Genomic DNA, 15,188 nt, shown 5'->3' on the forward strand with positions numbered 1-15,188 from the left:
ATAAAAATGAATTCTACAGGCGGGAGGTCAATTTGATCCCGAACGTATCACAGGCGCTGGCCTGGCTGGAACAGCATCCTCAGGCAGTAAAAGGTCTTCGTCGTGGTCTTGAGCGTGAAACGCTGCGCGTCACGCCAGATGGTCAGTTGGCAACAACCGGCCACCCGGAAAGTCTAGGTTCAGCGTTTACCCATAAATGGATCACCACCGATTTCGCGGAAGCGCTGCTGGAGTTTATCACTCCGGTTGATGGTGACATCGACCATATGCTGACCTTCATGCGTGATATTCATCGCCATGTCGCCCGTCATTTGGGTGAGGAACGCATGTGGCCTCTGAGCATGCCGTGCTATATCGACGACGGTCAGAATATCGAACTGGCGCAGTATGGTTCATCCAACAACGGGCGTTTTAAAACGCTCTACCGTGAAGGATTGAAAAACCGTTACGGTGCGTTGATGCAGACTATCTCCGGCGTTCACTACAACTTTTCGTTGCCGTTTGAATTTTGGCAGGCGCGGTTGGGCGTAGAAGATGCCCAGAGCGGCAAAGAAGCGATTTCCGCCGGATACTTCCGCCTGATTCGCAACTACTACCGTTTCGGTTGGGTGATCCCGTATTTATTCGGTGCATCGCCGGCGATTTGCTCGTCTTTCCTGCAAGGGAAAGAAAGCTCGCTGCCATTTGAAAAAACCGAGTGTGGCATGAATTACCTGCCATACGCGACGTCACTGCGTTTGAGCGACCTCGGTTACACCAACAAATCTCAGAGCAATCTTGGCATTACGTTTAACGATCTGGAAACTTACGTCGCCGGATTAAAACGTGCCATTAAAACGCCTTCGGAAGAGTACGCGAAGATGGGAGTTGAGAAGGACGGTAAACGCCTTCAAATCAACACCAACGTGCTGCAAATCGAAAATGAACTCTACGCACCGATTCGCCCTAAACGTGTCACAGCGGAGGGTGAGTCGCCTTCTGACGCTCTGATGCGCGGTGGGATTGAATATATCGAAGTGCGTTCACTGGATATTAACCCGTTCTCTCCGATCGGGGTTGATGAGCAGCAAGTTCGCTTCCTCGACCTGTTTATGATTTGGTGTGTGCTGGCTGACGCGCCTGAAATGAGCAGTGATGAATTGCTTTGCACCCGTAAAAACTGGAATCGCGTGATTCTGGAAGGGCGCAAACCAGGCCTGACGTTGGGTATGGGTTGTGAAACTGCACAGCATCCGTTGCCAAAAGTGGGCAAAGACCTGTTTGCTGATTTACGGCGTGTCGCGGAAACGCTGGATGGTATCGCTGGCAATACGGAATACCAGGACGTGTGTGACCAACTGGTCGCCTGTTTCGATAATCCTGAATTAACGTACTCAGCACGAATTCTGCGGTCTATGATTGATAATGGCATTGGCGGAACGGGGCTGGCATTGGCTGAGCAATATCGTCAGATGCTGATCCAGGAGCCGCTAGAGATTTTGACCGAAGATGTATTGCAGAAGGAGCATGACGCTTCGTGGCAACGTCAGCGGGAAATTGAAGCTAAAGATACCGAACCGTTCGACGTGTGGCTCGCAAAACACGCGTAGTACAAAAGAAAAAGGCCACAATCAATGTGGCCAAAATATACATCTCTGAATCAGGGATGATGATAATAAATGCGCGTCTTTCATATACTCAGAGTCGTCCAGGAAAGAATGGTTCATTTTATTTTTAAATTAAATCACTATCGGAGGTGATCAGATGCCGTTGTTGGATAGCTTCACAGTCGACCATACCCGCATGGGCGCGCCAGCAGTGCGTGTGGCCAAAACAATGCACACGCCTCATGGCGATACAATCACTGTATTTGATCTGCGTTTCTGCATCCCGAACAAGGAAGTGATGCCAGAAAAAGGGATTCATACACTTGAACACCTGTTTGCAGGATTTATGCGTGATCACCTGAATGGGAACGGCGTAGAGATCATCGATATTTCACCTATGGGTTGCCGCACAGGTTTCTACATGAGCCTGATTGGTGTGCCAGAAGAGTCTCGAGTTGCTGACGCGTGGAAAGCGGCAATGGAAGATGTTCTGAAAGTGAAAGAGCAAAACCAGATCCCAGAGCTGAACGTTTATCAGTGTGGGACTTACCACATGCACTCGTTGCAAGAAGCACAGGACATCGCGCGCCATATTCTTGAGCATGGTGTGAGCGTGAACAGCAACGAAGAGTTGGCTCTGCCAAAAGAGAAACTTAAAGAGCTGCACATCTAGTCAGAAGCCTCATAAAAAGGAGCTCATCGGCTCCTTTTTGTATTCCTGCGCTATGCTACCTTTATCTTTTCGCTCATAAATAACGCTATGTCTACCACTCTCCAGTTCAACTTCGCGACGCGTCCGCTTGTTCCCTTTGCTCATGATTATCCACATGGCGCGACGGAGCCCTGGCATAGCCATGACTGCGCACAACTGCTGCATACTTTAAGTGGCGTGGTGCGGATAGAAACGGAACAAGGGTATTGGGTTGTGCCGCCCAGTCGTGGTGTATGGCTCCCGGCGGGAACACGTCATCGGCTTCAGGTCACAGGACAAGTCGCGGCCAGAACGTTGTTTATCGATCCTTTTGCTCGCGCGGATTTACCCTCGGTCTGTCAGGTTGTGCAGGTTTCTAATTTACTGCGTGAGTTGATCATAAGCTCGCTGGATCTACCAGGACGGTACGAAGCCGGGAGCAGGGAGGAGAGAATCTACGAGCTGATCCTCGATGAAATCCGCGTGATGACAGTGATGCCTTTTAATCTGCCGGAACCGCAGGCACCCACGATTCAGGCGCTATGCCGTCAGGTTCAGGCTGAACCAGGTAAATCATGGACCACCACAGTGGCTGCCGCCCAGCTCAACATGAGTGAACGAACCTTACTGCGCCATTTTCGCGAGCAAACTGGTATGGCGTTCAGCGAATGGGTACGACGCGCACGGCTAATGGAAGCACTAAATCGCCTGGCTCAAGGGCAATCGGTTCTGCGGGTGGCGCTGGATCTTGGCTATGAAAGCCACAGTGCATTCAGCGCCATGTTCCGACGGACTCTGGGCGTATCCCCAAGTGAATACTTCTAGTTCGAAGATTTTATCGGCAAGGCGTTAAGCAAAGCCTGTAGCGAAGCCCGCGCAACATCATTGTCGATACCGACTCCCCAGCGACTTTCACCATTGGCAAAAGTACAGCGTATATAGGCAGCTGATCGGCTCTCGCTATGTCTTCCAAGTGTATGCTCATGGTAGTCCTCGATAGAAAAAGCGACCTTGAACTGCGATTTTAGAGCATCAGCGGTGGCAGAAAGTAGCCCGTTACCTTTGCCCTGCAACGTCAATATTCCTTCTGGTGTCTGGACGCGCGCCTGCAGTGAAAGACCTCCTTCTGTCTGACTTTCACTGCGGTATTCCAGTAGTTGCCGATCAGCGAGTTGATGCGGCCCGTACAACTTGCGGAACAACTGCCAGAGGGCGTTAAGAGTCATTTCGTTACCGTCCCGGTCGGTCTGTTCCTGAACGTGGCGGCTGAAGTCCTGTTGCAACCCACGTGGTAATACCAGCCCGTGGTTTTGTTCCAGTATCCACGCCGCGCCGCTTTTACCAGACTGGCTGTTAACGCGGATCACCGCCTCGTAACTACAGCCAATATCGTTCGGGTCTACAGGAAGATACGGCATCTCCCAAAGCGGAGAAGAGGATTGCTGCCGGGCCGTGAAACCCTTTTTGATAGCATCCTGATGCGAGCCTGAAAAGGCTGTAAATGCCAACTTTCCGCCATAGGGATGGCGAGGGTGTACCGGTAACTGATTGCATTGCTCCACCTCTTCGACAACATGCTTTATGTCGCTGAAATCGAGCTGCGGTGAGATCCCCTGGCTGTATAGATTCATAGCCATTGTTACCAGACAGACGTTACCGGTGCGTTCGCCGTTGCCGAACAAACAGCCCTCTACACGGTCAGCTCCCGCAAGTATCGCCAGTTCAGCACTGGCCACACCGCTTCCCCGGTCATTGTGAGGATGAACGCTGATACACACCGCGTTACGCCGCGAGAAATGGCGACAGAAGTACTCAATTTGGTCGGCATAGACGTTCGGGGTATTCACTTCGACGGTTGCAGGTAAGTTGATAATCATCGGCCTTTCGCAGCAGGGCTCCCAAACATCCGCCACCGCCTCGCAGATTTGCAGCGCGAAATCAGATTCGGTGAAGCAGAAGGTTTCCGGGGAGTATTCATAACTCCACTGTGTTTGCGGGTTTGCCTCGCACAATGCCCGAATCTGGCGCGTCGCACTGACGGCCAATTGGATGATCTCCTCTTTGCTCTGACGGAATACCAGGCGGCGGAAAAGTGGGGCAGTGGCGTTATAGAGATGCAGTGTCGCGCGACTGGCACCCTCAAGAGCGGCAAAAGTGCGTTCAATCAAATCGGTACGTGCCTGGGTCAGCACCTGGATTGTGACGTCGTGCGGTATCCGCCGTTCTTCAATTAGCTGGCGAACAAACTGGAAGTCCGTTTCTGATGCTGACGGAAAAGCCACTTCAATTTCCTTAAAACCGCATTGGAGCAACAGTTCCCAGAAGCGCAGTTTGCGCAGGCCGTCCATGGGGTCAGCCAGCGCCTGATTACCGTCGCGCAGGTCGGTGGAAAGCCAGCGTGGGGCATGCGTGAGCTGTTTGTTTGGCCATTGGCGGTCAGGTAGGTGAATCGGGGGATGGGGCTGGTATTTTTGCGATGGGTCGTACAGCATGTCGGTTTTCCTCGGCGTGGGTCAGTCTTTATCCTGACGACTTTAGGCTGGGCTTACTGGCGCAAAACTGACAACCTGTGCTGCAAAACCGCCAGACGACAGACAGAGAAAAGGGGCCAATTGGCCCCTTTTGTGTTTCTGACTTAGTGCGCTCCACCGCCGCCACCGCCGGCACCAAACGGTGGTCTGGCAAACCAGATTAGACCCAGTAACAGAATAAATATTCCTGCAGAAACCCAGAAAATCTCATTGGCTGAGATAATCAGCCCCTGATTGGTAATCTGCTGCGCAATATAGCCAGAGGCTTGTTGCGGCGACATCCCCAGATTTTCCAGTTTTGAATACATCTCCTGCGCATTCGGGTTAAACGGTGAAACGGACTCCGTTAACTGCGCGTGATGTAGCGCTTCGCGGTTAGTCCACAGCGTCGTGGTTATCGACGTACCAATCGAACCGGCAAGGGTTCGGGTAAAGTTCGACAGACTCGACGCTGCGGCCATACGTTCAGGCGGCAGCCCGGAAAGCGTGATTGTCGTCAGTGGCATAAAGAAGCACGCCACGGCAAAGCCCTGAATAAACTGCGGCCAGGCCGACGCGCCGAAATCCATTCCCGGCTCGAAGGTATATGCACGCCAGTAGAAACAGACGGCGTACATAATAAAGCTGAACGTCACCAGGCGCCGCATATCGAGCTTATGAGCAAAACGCCCGATAATCGGCGACAGCAATACAGGAAGAAGCCCGACCGGTGCCGATGCCAGACCCGCCCAGGTTGCCGTGTAGCCATATACCTCCTGCAACAGCTGCGGCAGTAACACAATTGCGCCGAAGTAGAGCATGTAGGCGAGACTGATACACAAGCAACCAATGGTGAAGTTTCGCGACTTAAACAACGACAAGTCGACTATCGGGTTGTCGTCCGTTAGCTCCCAGACAATCAAGAAACTTATCGTCACCACCGCGACGATTGTCAGAACGACCACTTCCGTTGAGTTAAACCAATCCAGCTCTTTACCGCGGTCGAGCATGATTTGCAGGCTACCAATGCCCACCACCAACAGCGCAAGGCCGATGGCATCAATACGGCGCTGCTCGGTTTTGGTTTCACGCCCACGCAAGGTTTGCATCGTCAGCAGAACGACCAGCGCGCCGATAGGCACGTTGATAAAGAAGATCCAACCCCAGTGGTAGTTATCACTGATAAAACCACCGAGGATTGGCCCACAAATCGGTGCCACGATGACCGTCATCGACCACAGCGCCAGCGCGATACTTCGCTTAGCAGGCGGGTAGTTATTGAGCAGCAGACTTTGCGACAGCGGAATCAACGGCCCGGCAACGATCCCCTGGATAACGCGGAAGAAGATCAGCATCTCCAGACTTTTGGACACGCCGCAAGCCCATGAAGCCAACACGAAGAGAATCGTCGACCACATAAACAACTTCACTTCACCAAAGCGCTTAGCAAGCCACCCGGTGATAGGAATTGAGATGGCGTTTGCCACCCCAAATGAAGTGATAACCCAGGTTCCCTGGCTCAGTGACGAGCCAAGGTTACCGGCAATGGTCGGAATGGCCACGTTGGCGATGGTCGAGTCCAGCACCTGCATAAAGGTCGCCAATGACAAGGCGATGGTCATGATGACCAGCGGTGCCCCTTCTAGCGGTTTTTGTTGTGCCATACAACCTCCGCTTTGTTAACCCGCATTGGCCTGGATGATGTTATTGATAAGCTCGTTGGCAGGCGCAAGATTCAGCTCGCGCGCATTGCTTTCATACACCGGAGAGTGACGAGTGGTGTTTGCCAGCATACTGCCATCGCGGTTACTGGTATCCACCGTCACCAGCGTCGACAAACCGATACGCAGCGGATGTTGTTCAAGCTGTTTGGCATCCAGTTCAATACGAACCGGCAAACGCTGAACCACTTTAATCCAGTTACCGGTGGCGTTTTGTGCAGGAAGCAGAGAGAACGCGCTGCCGGTACCCATATCCAGGCCAACAACTTTACCGGTGTACTCAACTTTGTCGCCGTAAATATCACTGACGACCGTCGCCGGTTGGCCAATACGCATATGCGCAAGCTGCGTTTCTTTGAAGTTTGCATCAACCCACAAACCACTCGCTGGCACGATAGCCATCAGCGGTGTGGTCGGGCTAATCTGTGCGCCAACTTGCACCACACGGCGTGAAACATAGCCGGTCATTGGGCTGACAATCTTAGTCCGTTGCAGTGCCATCCAGGCGTTACGTAACTCCGCAGCCGCTTGTTTAACACTTGGCTGTTCTTCGAGTTTGGTTCCGAGGATCATGGCCTGATTGGCATTATATTGTTGAATGGCAACATCCAGTTGCGCTTGAGCCGATGCGACGGCATCTCGGGCGTGTTGCAACTCTTCACGGCCAATCAGGTTTGCATTCCCCAGCGGCACGCGGCGATTCAGGTCGCTTTGAGCTTGTGCCAGAGAAGTCTTTTGCAGCTCAATATTGGCCTGATATTGCTTACTGTTAATCATTAACTGACGAGTCTGGCGCACGCTTGAAGCCAGCACGGTTTGTGCTTGTTCAAAGGCTTGCTCAGCGTCAGCCTGGTCCAGCGTCACCAGAACATCGCCCTGTTTAACGAAGTCGGTATTATCTGCCCAAACTTTAGTTACGCTTCCGGAAACCTGGGACATTATCTGCACCTGATTACCGGCCACATACGCATCATCCGTGTTTTCGTAGTGACGTAATACTAAGAACCAGTAAATCCCATATGCCACAGCAATAATGACAAACAGCAAGGTCAACACAAGTAAGGCACCTTTACGTTTGCCTTTCTTGTTACCCGGCTGCTGCGAGGTTTGAGTCTCCGCATGTGCGCTCATGCTTATCTCCACACTTTTTTATTATAGTGATCGGCTGAGCCGACCTGTTAGACCCAACAGGCCAGCAAGGTAAGTTGCTGGCCTGTCAGTATTCATCTTTTTTGGGATACTACGATTTAACGCGATGACGGCACTTAGCGCACGGCTTCAAGTACAGTCTGGTTTTCGTCCATTTCATCAAGGCGGGTCAGCAGTTTGCGGGTGATCTGTTCCAACTGCTCTTTTTCCGAACCACTCAGCGTGGACCACAGCTCATGTAAGCAGTGGTGCTGCGGTGGTAACACCTGACGCAGGAACTCCTGACCTTTTTCGGTTAAATGCAGATGCAGGCAGCGGCGATCGTTATCGCTTTCACGGCGTTCAATCCAGCCACGCTTTTCCAGTTCATCGGCAATACGAGTCGCGTTAGTACGGGAAGACCCCAAAGCACAGCTCAATTCAGAAGGCTGGATGCTGTGGTTTTCCTGCGATTCAAGAGTAATTAACGCCATAAACAGCGTCTCGTTAATCCCCTGAGCTTTCAGCATTTTATTGCGGTTTTCCAAAAGCTTGCCTTGCATGTGCATGCAAAGGCGCGTCAGCAGGACTTCCTGGTACGGGAATTCCTCATAGCGTTTGGCGCGAAATTTTAGCATTTGTTCAATGGGCGTAAACGAACTATCCATTTTGGCATAACCTCATTAGTTTCGGTCGATATAATAACGATGGTGACAAATAAAGTAAATGTATTGTTGATACGTTTTTATTGGTCAGACTGATATCACCATCATGAGTTTCCAGGTTAATCCATAACCCAGAGCACTTAATAATGTCGGGACAATGATGCTGCGAGTTTTATAAAAACTCAGCCCGAGAATAATAAAACCGACAAGCGTCGGGACCAGACGTTGCGCGTTCTGCATAATCTCCGGAACACTCGAAACCACCAGCAACGCACAAATCGATGCGATTCCGATACTGTCGAGCAGTATGCCAGTGGCGCCGCGTTTGGCCGGACGAGTGGTATTTGCCCGGATACGCAGAGGCAAATAACGAAACAGATAGTTGGCAAGGCCGACCAGCAAACCCAGCAAAAGTACTTGTGTACTCATCCGTGTTCACCTTGATAAAACGCCTGTACTAATGCAGCCATACAGCCACAGACAATCCCTGCAAGAATCGCCACCGGAATAGAAACCAGCGTCACGCCCAACAATGCGCCAGCAAGCGAAGCGGTAACCGTCCATGATTGTTTACGCTGGAACGACGCCAGCATGAAACTCATGAACAGGGCGGGCAACATAAACCCTAAAGCCGCTTCAACAGCGGGCAGGTGGTCCAGTAAACCATTACCAGACCATGCTCCCAGCGCGGTGCCTAAAACCCAAGAAAACCATGAACTAAAGGCGATACCGATCATCCAGTTTTCGCTCCAGCGCCGGTTATCACGCACCAGTTTGGCGGTGGCGGCGGCAAAAACTTCGTCGGTCAGGCCGAAGGCCCAAATCGCGGTTTTAGGTTTACTCAACTGGCGGGTGATGCGCTGACGCAGGGAAGGGCCATACAACACGTGGCGCACATCCATTGCCATCACCGTTAAGGCGGCGACCCACAGAGAACTACCCGCAGCCAGTAACGCAGTTATCACAAACTGGCTGGCCCCGGCATAAATAATGCAGGAGAAAAACAAGCTTTCGAGTGGCGTAAATCCCAGCTTCGTGGCATTAAGCCCAAACGCAAACGCGACCGGAATATAACTGATGACAATCGGTAAACTGTCTTTCAGCCCTTCAACCCAGGTGGCATCGCTGTGATTATTATCTAATGGAACTGTTGCAGGACTATCCATATTAAATATTTATAAGTTTCTTACGTTAAAGTCACTCGAATTAATAAACGGGGATAACCTTAACAGACTGGTACGACCCTTAATACCCCAAATTATTTCTGGCGGTTGTAAAGGAATAGTGACATCACGGTTGGCGGTGATAACCACGCCACCACACTACTAAATTTAGTAGGGCGACAATCGCACCGGCCACGCACACGCCATTCCATCCGGCATGTTGATAAGCACTGGCGGAGATCAGCGAACCTGCGGCCCCGCCAATAAAGTAGCTGGTCATATAACCGGCGGTCAGACGATTTCGCGCATCCGGCATCATGCGGTAGATAACCGTCTGGTTAGTGATATGTACGCCCTGAACGGTTAAATCCAGCACCAGAATCCCGATGATCAACGCGATAACGGAATACTGCCCCATCGCGGTTGCAATCCAGGACACTAACAACAGCACCAGCCCAATAGTTGTGGTGAGATGGGCTTTGCCTTTGTCCGCAAACCCGCCAGCGGGACGCGCACCCAAAGCACCCGCAGCACCCGCGAGGCCAAACAAACCAATCACGCTTTCCGAGAAATTAAAGGGCGGTGACGCCAGCAGAAACGCCATCGACGTCCAGAGAATACTGAAGTTGGCAAAGGTCAGGCAGCCGAGCAAAGCGCGGGTCCGCAGCAGCGGAGTTTTGATAAACAAGCCGAATACCGACGACAACAATTGCGGATAATTCAGATGGGTGTCGGATTTCACTTTTGGTAAACCACGCCACAAAGCCAGCGCCATCACCACCATTAATACACTTGCAACCCAGTAAACGGTGCGCCAGCCGCCAATGCCTGCCAGTAACCCGGCTACAGTACGTGCCAGCAAAATCCCCAGCAGCAGCCCGCTCATAATGGTGCCGACCACTTTGCCGCGCTTTTCCGGCTCCGCAAGCGTTGCTGCCAATGGCACAAGAATCTGGGCGACCACCGAGAACAAGCCAGTGAGTGCGGTGCCAAGAATCATCATCCACAGCGTCTGGCTGAGGGCGACAATCACCATCCCACCCGCGGCGAGCAGCGTCATAAACACAATCAACCCACGGCGTTCAAACATATCGCCCAACGGCACCAGGAACAGCAGCCCTACGGCATAGCCTAGCTGCGCTGCGGTAACGATAAACCCGGCCTGATTAATTGAAAGGGAAAATGCCGTCGCGATAGTGTCGAGCAGGGGTTGCGCATAATAGTTACTGGCAACGGCCAAACCCGTGGCGAGAGACATCAGGACAATCAGAGCGGGGCTCAGTCCTTGAGTGGATGTTTTCATTGTTATTTTTCAGCTTGTGATGATGGAGCGGGAATAATAGCTAAAAATAAGGTAGGCAGGGGTCGGATTGTGCGCTTTGTTTTTGATTGGGACGCCCTCATCCCGACCTTGTCCCCCTGGAGAAGGGGAAAACTGGCATCAGTGTGAGAAGGAGAGGGAGAGCGCCGGACTATACCCTCTCCCGTGGGAGCTGGCTTTTAGTCACCTCTTTGAGGGACGGTTCCTGCCGATTCGGAGACGGTTCCGTTCACCAGGCGAAAGTGTATTTATGTCGCCACGGAACCGGTGAACGTCTTAGGGTGACCACCGTCGTCACCCTAAGAACCCTGACTCCCGGCAAATAAATCGCCGCAAGCGGTAAACCTCCATTTTGCCTCCGTGTCAGGGTCGGTTGCGATTCGTTCCCGACGATCGCGCCCTCCAGCCGTTCCCGACGGCTGGACCCTGCCACCTGGAGTCAAAATGGAGGCGATTTAAGCCGGACCCGAAATTCAAGGTCAAAAGCCAGAGCGGTTTTGACCTTGTTCCCGGCTTCAATCGCGCCGTTTTTTACCCTTCAGTCGGGGTCACGTGGTCGGGAACTACGTGAGAGAGTGATCGTCGGACTAAGAATGTCAGGAACATTTTTGAACAACGCTTGCGTTGGCCACGAAGTGGTTCGGCACAGGGATGTGCCGAATAAACGAATCGCGAACGCCCGAATGTTGGGTGAAAAACGGTGTTTACCGCTTTAGCGGCGATTGATTTGCCGCGCGCCTGGATTATCAAGGTGTTGGCGTTAACACCTTGATACGTTCACCGTTTTCGGGAATTAAGAGATAACTGAACATACGGGTGAACGGAAAATCAGCGAGGCTTACAGATCTCACCCTGACAAGATTGCCAGGGTGAGTGTGTATAAGAGACACCCGTGGGAGAGGGTTAGGGTGAGGGCAAAAACTTACTTCGTCGCCAAAGCCTCATTCACCCAGCCATCAAACTCGGCCTGGTGTGCTTTAATCCAGCCATCGACGTGACCCTGAATATCCGCTTCTGACGCTTTACCGTTGTGCATCATTGCATTCTCGGCGTTGATATCCGCCAGTGGCAGCTTCATCAGACTAAACAGCTTCGCCGCCTGCGGGTTTTTCTCAGCCCAGGCTTTGTTCGCCACAATGTGCATGGTATTTACCGGGAAACCATAGTTCGCGCCATTCGGCAGTTTGGTATCCACGTCTTTCTGTTTGCCTGGCATAGAAGAGAACGGCACTTGCAGCCACACCACATCTTTGCCCGGAACCATCACATCACTCACCCAATATGGCGTCCAGGTGTAGTAGATAACCGGCTTGCCTTCTTTGTGACGCGTAATGGTATCGGCAATCATCGCCGAATAGTTACCCTGGTTATGTTCCACGGTATTCGTCAGGCCGAAAGCGCCAATCTGGTGATTGATAACCGCTTCGCAGCCCCAACCAGGTGTGCAGCCAGTTAAATCGGCTTTACCGTCGCCGTTGGTATCAAACAGTTTGGCAATCTTAGGATCTTTTAGCTGCTCGATATTGGTTATCTTATATTGCTCGGCCGTTTTCTTATCTATCAGATAACCCTGAGCGGCACCCTGAACGTAAGTACCTTCACGATAAAACTTCTTATCGCCGCCAGCAGCGTCGTACATATCGTCGTGCAACGGCTTCCAGTTAGTGGCGATAAATGTGGTATCGCCTGCGGCCATGGAGGTGTAGGCCACGTTGTAATCCACTTCACTCGGTTTATTCACCGTATAGCCCAATTTTTCCAGGGCGCGGCTCACCAGCAAAGTCTGGAATGATTCTTCTGAGATAGTGCTTTGCGCAGGTTGAACCGTAATGCCTTTTCCCGGCAAATCAGCGGCAAAAGCGCTGGTGGTCATCAGAGTGGCGAGTGTTGCGGCTAAAATAGTTGTGTGTCGCATCATGCTTCCTTATCGGTGATGGGGCGTGAGGCGGCACGCATGCCGCCATCATGTTTATTTGATGAAGGGACGGGTCAAAAGACCAATTGGGCCGGTGTTAAACCAGCGGCGGTTGCCACGGCTGCGTGAATCGCGGCCAATGGACTGAGTTAAACGGTCGAGAATAATGGCCAGAATTACAATGCCGACGCCGCCAACGGTCGCCAGACCCATATCAAGGCGACCAATACCGCGCAGCACCATCTGACCAAGACCGCCGACGGCAATCATTGACGCGATAACCACCATCGAAAGTGCCAGCATCAGCGTCTGGTTGACGCCCGCCATAATGGTTGGCATCGCCAGCGGTAACTGAACTTTGAACAGCATCTGACGTGGGCTTGCGCCAAACGAACGAGAGGCTTCAATCAAATCTTCCGGAACCTGCTTAATTCCCAGAATCGTCAGGCGCACAATCGGTGGCAGGGCAAAGATAATCGTCACCACCACACCCGGCACGTTACCGATACCGAACAGCATCACAATTGGCACCAGGTAAACAAACGCTGGTGTAGTCTGCATGGCATCTAATAACGGACGGATAATCTTCGCGGCCCGTTCGCTTCTGGCAAGCCAAATACCGAGCGGTAAACCAATAATCATGCAGAACAGCAGGGCGGTCAGAACCAGCGCCAGCGTCACCATTGCTTGCGACCACGCGCCAATCGCGCCAATCGCCACCAGTGAAACCAGCGTCGCGATCCCCATCCCGAGGCTCGACATCTGCCACGCAATCAGCGCAAACAGAACGATGGCAACCGGGGCGGGCATCCCCAGCAAGAAATGCTGGAAGCCGCTCAGTATATAATCCACCGGCACGCGAATGCCCTGGAACAGCGGACGGAAGTGCGTAACCACCCAATCGATGCCGTGCGTCACCCAGCTATCGAGCGGGATCAGCGTCTTATGAAAGGGATCTAAAATATTAAAATGTTCAGGCTGCGGGGCAGGCGCTGAATTCAGCCAGTCTGCACTGCTACTGGCTGCGGGTGTTGAGGCCGCCTGGCTTCCCCACGCATCGGCGGTCGCTGCGGCCTGATTGGTTGTTGCGTCGGCAGCCGCACTGCCGGTATCCCACGGATTTTCTGCACTCATTGACTTACCCCCTCACGATCTAACGCCTGCAGCAGAACCCCTTTCGAGATAATGCCCACGTACTGACTCTCTTCCCCAACAACCGGAACCGCGCACGGTGCCTGGCCGACATGGGTGAGTAGATCACTCAGTGAAGTCTCTGCGGAAACGGCCGCTGGAGATTCGAGGTAAGCATTGTCCAGACCCTGGCCCGCAGCTAACGCGGCTTTCAGTGAATCAGTGGAAACAATACCGAGGAATTTTTGCCCGCGTTCAATGACATAACCAAATTCACGGTCTTCATCTTGCAGCAATTTCAGCGCGGATCTTGGGCCGAAACCGGCAGTTTTACGCAACAGGCCGGCCGGGCTACGACGGGCAATATCCTTAGCGCTAAATACCTGGCTAATATCTACGCCACGGAAGAAGGTGCGCACATAATCATTCGCCGGATTATTGAGAATTTCATCCGGCGTACCGACTTGCACCACTTCACCACCCTGCATAATGGCAATTCGGTCGCCAATACGCATCGCTTCATCCAGATCGTGGGAAATAAATACGATGGTACGCTGATGTTTCGCCTGCAATTTAATTAACTCGTCCTGCATTTCAGTACGAATTAAAGGATCGAGGGCAGAGAAGGCTTCATCCATCAATAATATATCGGGATTAATCGCCAAAGCACGAGCCAAACCCACACGCTGACGCATACCGCCAGAAAGCTCATCGGGATAAGCGTGGGCATAATTTTCCAGCCCAACCTGACGCAGTGCATCAAGCGCTTTTTCCTGACGTTCTTTCAACGCAATACCGGCTAATTCCATGCCGAATCCAGCGTTATTTAACACCGTCATATGAGGCATCAAAGCAAAGGACTGGAATACCATGGAAATCTTATTTTTACGTACTTCACGGAGTTCCGCTTCTGATATTTTGGCAATGTCTACGCCGTCAATCAGTACCTGTCCACGGGTTGGTTCAATCAGGCGATTGAGAAGGCGAACCATGGTGGATTTACCGGAACCCGATAACCCCATGATGACAAAAATCTCGCCTTCTTCAATGGCCAGACTGGCGTCTTTTACGCCAAGCGACAGCCCTGTTTTCTCCAGTAATTCTGCTTTTGAAATACCTTTTTCTATATATTTGAATGCGCGCTGTGGATGCTCACCAAATACTTTATATAAATTCTTCACTTCAAGTTTAATTGCCATGCAATAAAGTTATTCCTGTATTTATATATTTATACACAATTCCTGATGGAAATATTCACTGCATATACCCTAACATACTTAGAATCTGAGACAACCCTCCATTTCCGATATATCCAATATCCGCACGGCGCATGTGGTCGGCATTTCCCATGAGTAAA

At 51.9% G+C, this 15,188-nt stretch carries 13 protein-coding genes; 3 read left to right on the plus strand and 10 right to left on the minus strand.

The features are described from left to right. The first annotated feature begins 32 nt into the window (after positions 1–32). The 3 genes from gshA (at position 33) to MNO13_RS04815 (ending at position 3,102) form a co-directional block, all read left to right on the plus strand. The gene (gshA, locus tag MNO13_RS04805; protein ID WP_064543966.1) at positions 33–1,589 is read left to right on the plus strand and encodes a glutamate--cysteine ligase; all 1,557 of its coding nucleotides are present in this window, start codon (positions 33–35) and stop codon (positions 1,587–1,589) included. Positions 1,590–1,743: 154 nt separating this feature from the next. Next, the gene (gene luxS / locus MNO13_RS04810) at positions 1,744–2,259 is read left to right on the plus strand and encodes an S-ribosylhomocysteine lyase (protein WP_064543968.1); all 516 of its coding nucleotides are present in this window, start codon (positions 1,744–1,746) and stop codon (positions 2,257–2,259) included. 87 nt (positions 2,260–2,346) lie between these two features. Further along, complete coding sequence (locus tag MNO13_RS04815) at positions 2,347–3,102, plus strand: AraC family transcriptional regulator (RefSeq protein ID WP_237931486.1); 756 nt, start codon at positions 2,347–2,349, stop codon at positions 3,100–3,102. Here the strand turns inward: MNO13_RS04815 and leuA are convergent. From leuA to proV, 10 genes are all read right to left on the minus strand, one after another. Further along, complete coding sequence (gene leuA, locus MNO13_RS04820; RefSeq protein WP_241939589.1) at positions 3,099–4,769, minus strand: 2-isopropylmalate synthase; 1,671 nt, start codon at positions 4,767–4,769, stop codon at positions 3,099–3,101. The genes MNO13_RS04815 and leuA overlap by 4 nt on opposite strands. A gap of 143 nt (positions 4,770–4,912) precedes the next feature. After that, the gene (emrB, locus tag MNO13_RS04825; protein ID WP_064543974.1) at positions 4,913–6,451 is read right to left on the minus strand and encodes a multidrug efflux MFS transporter permease subunit EmrB; all 1,539 of its coding nucleotides are present in this window, start codon (positions 6,449–6,451) and stop codon (positions 4,913–4,915) included. Between the two features lie 15 nt (positions 6,452–6,466). Further along, positions 6,467–7,639: a multidrug efflux MFS transporter periplasmic adaptor subunit EmrA gene (emrA, locus tag MNO13_RS04830; protein WP_064543976.1), complete on the minus strand. Its 1,173-nt coding sequence runs from the start codon at positions 7,637–7,639 to the stop codon at positions 6,467–6,469. Between the two features lie 134 nt (positions 7,640–7,773). Beyond that, positions 7,774–8,304, minus strand: a complete 531-nt coding sequence (gene mprA / locus MNO13_RS04835) for a transcriptional repressor MprA (RefSeq protein ID WP_064543978.1) — start codon at positions 8,302–8,304, stop codon at positions 7,774–7,776. Positions 8,305–8,388: 84 nt separating this feature from the next. After that, the gene (gene ygaH / locus MNO13_RS04840) at positions 8,389–8,730 is read right to left on the minus strand and encodes an L-valine transporter subunit YgaH (RefSeq protein WP_064543980.1); all 342 of its coding nucleotides are present in this window, start codon (positions 8,728–8,730) and stop codon (positions 8,389–8,391) included. Further along, positions 8,727–9,467, minus strand: coding sequence for an AzlC family ABC transporter permease (locus tag MNO13_RS04845; RefSeq protein ID WP_064543982.1), 741 nt, complete (start codon positions 9,465–9,467; stop codon positions 8,727–8,729). Before MNO13_RS04845 ends, ygaH begins: the two co-directional genes overlap by 4 nt. Positions 9,468–9,591: 124 nt before the next feature. Then, the gene (locus MNO13_RS04850; protein WP_064543984.1) at positions 9,592–10,767 is read right to left on the minus strand and encodes an MFS transporter; all 1,176 of its coding nucleotides are present in this window, start codon (positions 10,765–10,767) and stop codon (positions 9,592–9,594) included. Positions 10,768–11,707: 940 nt separating this feature from the next. Further along, positions 11,708–12,700: a glycine betaine/L-proline ABC transporter substrate-binding protein ProX gene (proX, locus tag MNO13_RS04855; RefSeq protein WP_064543987.1), complete on the minus strand. Its 993-nt coding sequence runs from the start codon at positions 12,698–12,700 to the stop codon at positions 11,708–11,710. 54 nt (positions 12,701–12,754) lie between these two features. Beyond that, positions 12,755–13,834 (minus strand): glycine betaine/L-proline ABC transporter permease ProW, encoded by a 1,080-nt coding sequence (gene proW / locus MNO13_RS04860; protein ID WP_064543989.1) that lies wholly within the window; start codon positions 13,832–13,834, stop codon positions 12,755–12,757. Beyond that, positions 13,831–15,030: a glycine betaine/L-proline ABC transporter ATP-binding protein ProV gene (gene proV, locus MNO13_RS04865; protein ID WP_064543991.1), complete on the minus strand. Its 1,200-nt coding sequence runs from the start codon at positions 15,028–15,030 to the stop codon at positions 13,831–13,833. The genes proW and proV overlap by 4 nt, the downstream gene beginning before the upstream one ends. Positions 15,031–15,188: the final 158 nt, after the last annotated feature.

Source organism: Buttiauxella ferragutiae (genome assembly GCF_022637515.1).
GTDB classification, from domain to species: domain Bacteria; phylum Pseudomonadota; class Gammaproteobacteria; order Enterobacterales; family Enterobacteriaceae; genus Buttiauxella; species Buttiauxella ferragutiae.